This window comes from Stutzerimonas chloritidismutans AW-1, from assembly GCF_000495915.1.
GTDB classification, from domain to species: Bacteria; Pseudomonadota; Gammaproteobacteria; order Pseudomonadales; family Pseudomonadaceae; genus Stutzerimonas; species Stutzerimonas chloritidismutans.
Window position 1 is genome coordinate 109,239 of the sequence record NZ_AOFQ01000046.1, and the last position, 7,248, is coordinate 116,486.

The window sequence follows — 7,248 nt, forward strand, 5'->3', positions numbered from 1 at the left end:
TCCTTGTCCTGATGTCATCCGTGGGAGTGCCCGAACCAGCGCCGCAGACGGCTCGGTGCGGGGCGGCTGAAGGCCTGCAGCAAGCCTGCCGCATCGATGCTGCGCTGCGCTTCGTCGAATGCCAGCGCCAGACGCAGTGCCGGCCAGCAGTGCGCGGGCAGCTGAGGCGGCCGTTGCAGGGCGCGGTCCAGCTCCATCGCCTTGGCCTGGCGAGCGCTGAGCCGGCGAAACGGATGGCTGCCGCTGGCCAGTTCGTAGAGCACGCAGGCCAGCGCATAGATATCGGCGCTGGCGGTCAGCTCGCCGCCGTCGAGCAGTTCCAGTGCCGCATAGCGCGGCGTCCAGGCCGCAAAACGCGTGCGACACAGGCGCGGCAGGCCGGGTAGCAGGCCTTCCAGCGGCTGGCCGAGGCCGTAGTCGAACAGGCGCAGGCCGTCCTCGGCGAGCATCACGTTGCTCGGCTTCAGGTCGCCATGCAGCACGCCCAGGCTGTGGGAATAGCTCAGCGCTTCCAGCAGCGGTAGCGCGATGCCCTGCAGTTCGCTCCAGGCCATGCCCTGCGGGCGTTCGCACAGCAGTTGGTCGAGGGTTGGCCCCTTGAGGAGCTCCAGGGTGATGAAGGCGCGCTGGCTGGCCGGGTCGATATCGAAGTTGTACAGGCGCACCACATGCCGATGGCTGAGGCGTGTCGTCAGTGCGTACTCGCTGTAGAGCAGCGCGCTGGCGTCGGGGTATTCGGCGAAATCCTCGCTGAGCGTCTTCAGCGCCACGTAAGGTTCCGGATCACCAAACTGTTCGCGCAGCAGATCGCGCGCGCGATAGACCGCACCCATGCCGCCGACGCCGAGCAGGCGCTCGATCCGGTAGCGGCCACCGAGCACGTCCGGCAGCTCGCCAGGGGCTGTCTTCGGTTTGACCGCTGCTGGCGTGGCCGCGGTGGACGCCAGGGCAAAGTAGGTGAGGTCGCTGGCCTGCAATTGCGGTGCGTTCATCGGCGGATCACCACGGCGCTGAGGTTGTCCCGTGCCGGCCCCTTCAATGCCTGGCGAAACAGCCGCTCCAGTGCCAGGTGTGTGGATGGCAGGCTAAGTGCCGCACCGAGGGCGTCGGCGGACATGCTCTGGTAGAGCCCATCGCTGCATAGCAGCAGCGTGTCCCCGGGAAACACGTCGAACTCGAGGATATCCAGCTCCAGCTCTTCACTGGCCCCGATGGCGCGGGTCAGCGCATGGGACGCGGGATGTCTGGCTGCTTGTTCGGGGCTCAGTTGTTGCTCGTCGAGCAGCTGCTGCAACAGCGAATGATCCCGCGATAGCTGATAGAGCCGCCCGCTGCGCCACAGATAACAGCGGCTATCGCCCGCCCAGATGCATGCCGCGCGGTCATCCACCACGAGCAGGGCGACCACGGTGCTGCCGATCACCGGATCGGGGCGTTCGGCGGTGACCGTCAGTTCCTGGCTGAGCCGGCGATTCAGCTCGTGCAGGCAGCACCGCAGCGCCAGCACCCGCTCAGGCAGGTCGCCCGTAGTGGACAGATCGGCCAGCTGCTCGACGATCAGGCGACTCGCCAGCGCGCCGTTCTGGTGTCCGCCCATGCCGTCGGCCACGGCCCACAACCCGGCCTGCGGCAGGTCGAGGAAGGCATCCTCGTTGCGCGCCCGCACCTTGCCGGTGTCGGTGCGCGCCGTGCTGCGCCAGCTACACGCCGTCGCGCTCATCACAGCGTCGCCGGCAGCTTGAAGCCGCGCAGCAGCGCGAGGTCGAAAGGATTCGGCGAGCGCTGCGCGTGCAGCAGGTAGTTGGCGCGCAGGCCGCCGAGATCGGCCTTGAGCATCAGCACGTCGCGGCCGCTGTGGTAGTCGACCTGCATCAGGTCGATCATGCGGAACAGCGACCAAGGGCCGGTGTTCTTCTCGATGCCGACGCGACGGCCGCCGAGTTCTTCCACCACCAGGCTGGTGCGCCCGTCGTCGGCCTCGGCTGGCCAGCGGAATGCGGTCTGCACGATCGGACCGTGGCGATACTCCATCTGCTGGTTACCGAAGCGGAAGTCGGCACGACCGAGGCTCGAATCCAGCGAATAGGGCTCCAGCTTGAACAGGATCAGCGGCTCGTTGGGGTTCTCGGCGAAGAAGCTGCGGCGAATGGTCTGCGCCCGGCTCATCTGCGCGAGGAACTGCTCGGACAGTGGCAGGCCGCGACCGTCTACCCGGCGTAACCGGTACTGGCCTGCGCTGCCGCTGACGAAGGGTTTGAGGTAGCGCTCGAAGAAGCTGTCCGCCAGGCCCTGTGCTTTGAAGAACTCGCGGAAGTCGGCGAGGGCGACGTCGCTGGCGCTGTGTGCGCTGAACGGATAACGCTCGCGCAGCGAACCGCGATAGCTGGCGTAGAGTTCGTTGCGATAGCGCTGGTTGAGGTAGTGATAGGCGTCGCTGAGCACCAGCGACCAGCTGTCCTCGGCCAGCAGACCAAGCCACTTGCCGACTGGTTGCGGCAGCCGTGAAGCACTGCTGCGCAGCTGGTTGATGGCGTCGCGCTGACCGCCCATGCGTGCCTTGGCCATCTCGAATGCGGCCTGTTCCGGTGCGCTGGCGTGGGCCAGCGAGGCCAGCTGCAATTGCAGGGCGTCGAGTGCCTGCAGGCTTGCCGTCAGCTCGGGACCAGCCGCGCCGTTTTCGTCGAGCAGCTGGTGCAGCGGTGCAAAACGGCGTTCGAGGGTCTTGCGCGCGGTGTCCGGTACGTTTTTCAGCAGCGCGGCCTGGGCCTGCTCCGCTGCGGCGGTGGCCAGCTTGGCCGCCTTGCCAAGCTTGCCGCCGTCGCTCTGGGCGGCATCGGCCAGGTCGCCGGCCTCCTCAGTCGCGTCGGCGAGGCCGGCGAAGCGGGTGTTTTCGCGCACCGCAAGCAGCAGTTGCAGCAGCGGTGAGTTGGCAGCGGTGAGCCCGGCGAGTTGCGTGGCACCCTGCGCCGCACTTCCCGCCGGGAGGACGTTCAGCTGGGTGATTGCCTCGCTCCAATGTGTGGCGTAGTCACGGAAGTAAAGCTGTTCCATTTCCACCAGCAGGCGCCCGAGGTCCTTGGCGCTGAGACTGTCACCTTCACCCAGCACCCAGTTGTCGCGCAGGATTTCGCTGACCAGCTCGGCGCCCTGGGCGACGAACAGCTCCTGATAGCCGCGCTGGGTGTAGAAGCCGGGAATCGCATAGTCGCCGCCGACGAACAGGGACGCCTGCGGGCCGAGCTGCGTGTTCAGTCGGTAGTCGGGAAGGTTGCGCGCCTGATCGCGCAGCATGCGGTACACCACTGCCGCCAGCAATTCGCTGCGTAGCTGGGCGCGGGCCTTGGCCACCAGGTTGTCGTTCAGCTGATAGGGTGCGAACGACTCCTCCAGCAGGCGGGCAAAATGGGTGTTCAGGCCTTGCTGGGCAACCGCGTTGCCGCTATGACGCAGCGACCAGTCGGCGGCCAGCCAGTCCTTGAGGAAGGCCGCATCTCGGCGCTCGGCAAGGTTCAGCATGAGGTACGCGCGCAGGCTACCGAGCAGCTGTTCGCGATCATTCAGGTTGGCGCGGATCTGCGCTTCCAGCTGCCGACCGACCCGTGGCAGCAGCAGCGTTTCCAGATTGCGACGGTAGGCGTCGTGCAATGTCGGGTCGACCGCCTCGCCCTGATACAGGCCACCACGGCGTAGCCAGGACACATCGTCCCTGGGCGGAAATACCTCGGTTGCCGCGTAGCTGCCATCGAGCACCTTGAGGGTGCGCAGTGCTTCGTCTTCCACCTTGATGGTCTTGCGTTCGCCGCCCAGCGTCTGGGCGATGCCGCGCAGCTGTTCGAGGCGCTCGTGGTTGCTGGAGAAGTTCAGTGCCCAGGCGCCGCCGAACAGCACCAGGCAACCGAAGGCGCCTGCATAAAGCGCGCGCTGGCCCCAGTCGATGCGGCGAACCTCGCGCTGATCGAGGCCCGCCAGTTCGGCTTCGGGAAAGATCACCCGGCTGAGCAGTTGATTGATGAAGCGTGCACGACCGCTGCGGAAGGTCGGCAGTGCGCTGCTGGCCAGGCCGAGCTGGCGGCCGATGCCGGCAGTGAGCGGGTCGAGACCTTCGCGTAGCTGCGGCGCGCTGGTCAGGTAGAAGCCACGTAGCTGGCTGGCACGCTGATAGCGGTTGCCGGCAAACGCGAGTTCGATGAACAGGCTCAGGCGCTCGCCGATCTGCCCCAGCTGATGCGGAAAGTCGAGGATGCGTCCGCGGCGCTGGCTGTCACGTTCCTGGTGCATGCGCATGATCACTTGGCTGTTCAGCCGGCGCAGCAGTTCCTCGAACTCCTCGCGCACCACCTGCGCATCGCTGCCATTCTGCTCCTTACGGAAGCTGGCACCGAGTACCTGATCGCTTTCCTCGCGGGACAGCTGATCGAAGAACTCGTCGAAACCGAGAATCCGATCGGCCTTACTCAGCACCAGATAGACGGGTACATCGACGCCCAGTCGCTGGTGAATCTCATGCAGACGCTGGCGGGCCTGACGCGCAAGGTGCTCCAACTCCAGTTCATTGCCGCCTAGCAGCTGATCCAACGGCAGGTTGACCAGCACGCCGTTGAGCGGTCGGGCACGGCGCTTGCGCAGCAGGCCGAGCAGGGTGTCCCAGGCGCTACCGTCGACGGCGGCGTCGGGCTGGGTCAGGTAACGGCCGGCAGTATCGATCAGCACGGCATGATCGGCGAAATACCAGTCGGCGTAGCGGGTGCCGGAGACGTCCTTGGTCAGGCGCTGCTGCTCGCTGCGATTGAGCGGGAAATCCAGCCCGGAGAAATCCAGCAGGCTGGTCTTGCCGCTGCCCTGCGGGCCGATCAGCAAGTACCAGGGCAGCTCGCTGCGCCATTTCTCGCTGCGCCCGCGGTAGAGGCTGGAGGTTTTCAGGGTGCGCAGCGCCTGCCTGAAGCGATGGCGCAGCTCCTGTTGCTCTTCGCCGATCAGGCCGTCGCGGCGCAGCTGCTCCTGAATGTCCTGGTCCTCGGCATCGCGCTTCTTGCGCGCGCTGGCGCGCCAGCTGGCGAAGACCATGGCCAGGCCCCAGCCGAGGAACAGGACGCTGATGCTCAGCAGACGACTGCTGGATGACTCCCAGAAGCGGTGGTCATTCACCGCCAGCAGCGGTCCGACGAACCACACCAGAACCGCCAGCAGCAGGACCAGCAGCAGGCTCCAGACCCAGGTTCGGCGCAGCACGGCGCCGAGTTTGCCGAAGAACGTCTTCATCTCATTTCATCCCTGAAAAGGTGGAATCGCCGGCATCCATGTCCAGCGAGCGATAGGGTTGCAGCACGCTCTCGCGTTGTTCGCCCAGCACCCAGGCGAAACCGCTGTAGATCACCCCGAGGCACATCAGGGTGAACAGCGCGACCATCCACCAGGGCACGATGCGCACCAGGCGCCGGCGGGTGTCCTTGAGGCCCTCCCAGTGCGGCGACAGCTCGCGCGGTATGTCGCCACGCATCTGCCTGATCTGCCGGTAGAGGCTGTCGCGCACCGCTTCCAGCTCGAGCATGCCGCGCGGCAACACGCGGTACTTGCCCTCGAAGCCGAGGGACAGGCACAGGTACATCAGTTCGAGCATCGGCAGGTGCTTGACCGGGTTGCGCGATAGCCGCTCGAGCAGCTGGAAGAACTTCTCGCCGCCGAAGGTTTCGTTGTGGAAGGAGGACAGCAGGCTCATCTGCGACCATTCGCTCTCGTTGCCCCAGGGCGTGGTCACTACGGCCTCGTCGAGAATGGTGCAGAGCACGTAGCGTGCCGCCATCACCTGACTGCTCTCGGCGCCGTCGTGCAGGGCGCGGTGCTCGAACAGCTTGATCGCGCTGCTCAATTGCCGGTGCAGTGCCTGCAGGTCTTCGCTGTCCAGGCTGTGCTTGAGCCGTACCACTTCCGAGAGCAGCGGCGAGGCGGCGGCCACCAGCGGATTGAGACTGATGTTGAAGGTTTCCGCCGGGCGCAGGCGGGCGGCGTAGATCATCCGCTCCTCCAGCTGCTCGAAGCGCGGCGGGGTGTCGAAGTCGGTCAACGGGCTCTGTGCCGGGGCCTCGCCGGCGCGGTTGACGATGACCGTGTGGTCGTTCTGTCCGTAATCCATTTCCTTGATCATGTCGCTCAGTCCCTGACCGCCCAGAATTTCAGTTCGAGCCCGGTGAAGTCACCGGACACATGGAAGGCAAAGCCGCCGGAGCGCTCCAGCTGCGCCTGGTCCTCGGCGTTGAGTTCCAGCGCGAAATAGGTCTTGCCGGCATGGAAGGGGATCTGCCGCGGCGCCACCGGCAGCGGCTTGATGCGGATGCCCGGCAGATGCAGGTTGACCAGCTGGCGGATGCGCTCCACCGGGCCGATCTTCAGGTGCGCCGGCAGGCGGGTGCGCAGGGTTTCCGAATCGCACTGGGCGCTGGCGGCGAGCACGAAGGACGCCGTGCCGAGCAGCTTGTGATCGTGCAGTGGCGATACCTGGATGCCGTACTGGCGCTGCTGCAGCAGCAGTTCGATGGCGTGCTGTTCGAGCACCATCGACAGCACCTGGCGGATCGCGTCCATCAGCTTGCGGAAGCTCGCGCCCTGGTCGCTGTGCTGGTAACGACCGTCCAGGCGCGGGCGCTTGCTCTCGCTGGAGAAGGTCGCTAGCTCGCCGAGCAGACCAAGCAGGTCGCGGTAGATCTGCTCCGGGTGCACCTGCTCCACGCCCAGGTAGTGGCGCAGCACCGGTTCGTGACGGTTGATCAGCTGCAGCATCATGAAGTCGCCGACCTCGGCGCCACCGACCTTGCCGGTGGCGCTGATGCGCTCGGCGAGGGTGTCGCCGCGGTGGGCGAGCATGCTGATCACTTCCTTCAGGCAGGACAGCAGATAGCCTGAGGCCTGGAAGTTGACGTAGGTCGGAATGAACTCGGGGTCGAGGCTGATGACCCCGTCCGGCGTGGTGTCGAGCACCTCGCACAGCTGCAGTTTCACGTAGGCCTGGTCGCTCTGCTGCTCGCCCAGCAGCAGGCGGAAATCCGGCAGCCCGGTGCTGACCTGGCTGGTGCTGCTGTCGCCGGCATTGGAGTCGGCGACATCCAGCTCATGGGCGGTGTAGCGCGCCAGCACGTCCTTCTGTTCGGGGCGACGCGTTTCGATGTGGTTGCCGGTGACCAGTGGCAGCGCGAGGTATACCGGTGTACTGCCGGTGTTCGGCGGAATGTCCAGCGCCAGTGGCTCCCCCCCCCC

The 7,248-nt window shown here is 66.1% G+C and carries 5 protein-coding genes; all 5 read right to left on the reverse strand.

The features are described 5' to 3' along the window. Nucleotides 1-14: 14 nt before the first annotated feature. Nucleotides 15-992, reverse strand: coding sequence for a serine/threonine-protein kinase (locus tag F753_RS39270; protein WP_023444232.1), 978 nt, complete (start codon nucleotides 990-992; stop codon nucleotides 15-17). Next, the gene (locus tag F753_RS39275) at nucleotides 989-1,720 is read right to left on the reverse strand and encodes a PP2C family protein-serine/threonine phosphatase (RefSeq protein WP_023444231.1); all 732 of its coding nucleotides are present in this window, start codon (nucleotides 1,718-1,720) and stop codon (nucleotides 989-991) included. The genes F753_RS39270 and F753_RS39275 overlap by 4 nt, the downstream gene beginning before the upstream one ends. Next, nucleotides 1,720-5,259: a type VI secretion system membrane subunit TssM gene (gene tssM / locus F753_RS39280; protein ID WP_023444230.1), complete on the reverse strand. Its 3,540-nt coding sequence runs from the start codon at nucleotides 5,257-5,259 to the stop codon at nucleotides 1,720-1,722. Before tssM ends, F753_RS39275 begins: the two co-directional genes overlap by 1 nt. A gap of 1 nt (nucleotide 5,260) precedes the next feature. Then, nucleotides 5,261-6,142 carry a type IVB secretion system protein IcmH/DotU gene (gene icmH, locus F753_RS39285; protein ID WP_014822128.1) on the reverse strand — a complete coding sequence of 294 codons (882 nt, stop codon included), beginning with the start codon at nucleotides 6,140-6,142 and terminating at the stop codon, nucleotides 5,261-5,263. Nucleotides 6,143-6,147: 5 nt separating this feature from the next. Next, nucleotides 6,148-7,248, reverse strand: a 1,101-nt coding sequence (gene tssK, locus F753_RS39290; RefSeq protein ID WP_023445804.1) for a type VI secretion system baseplate subunit TssK, incomplete at its 5' end; no start/stop codon positions are given.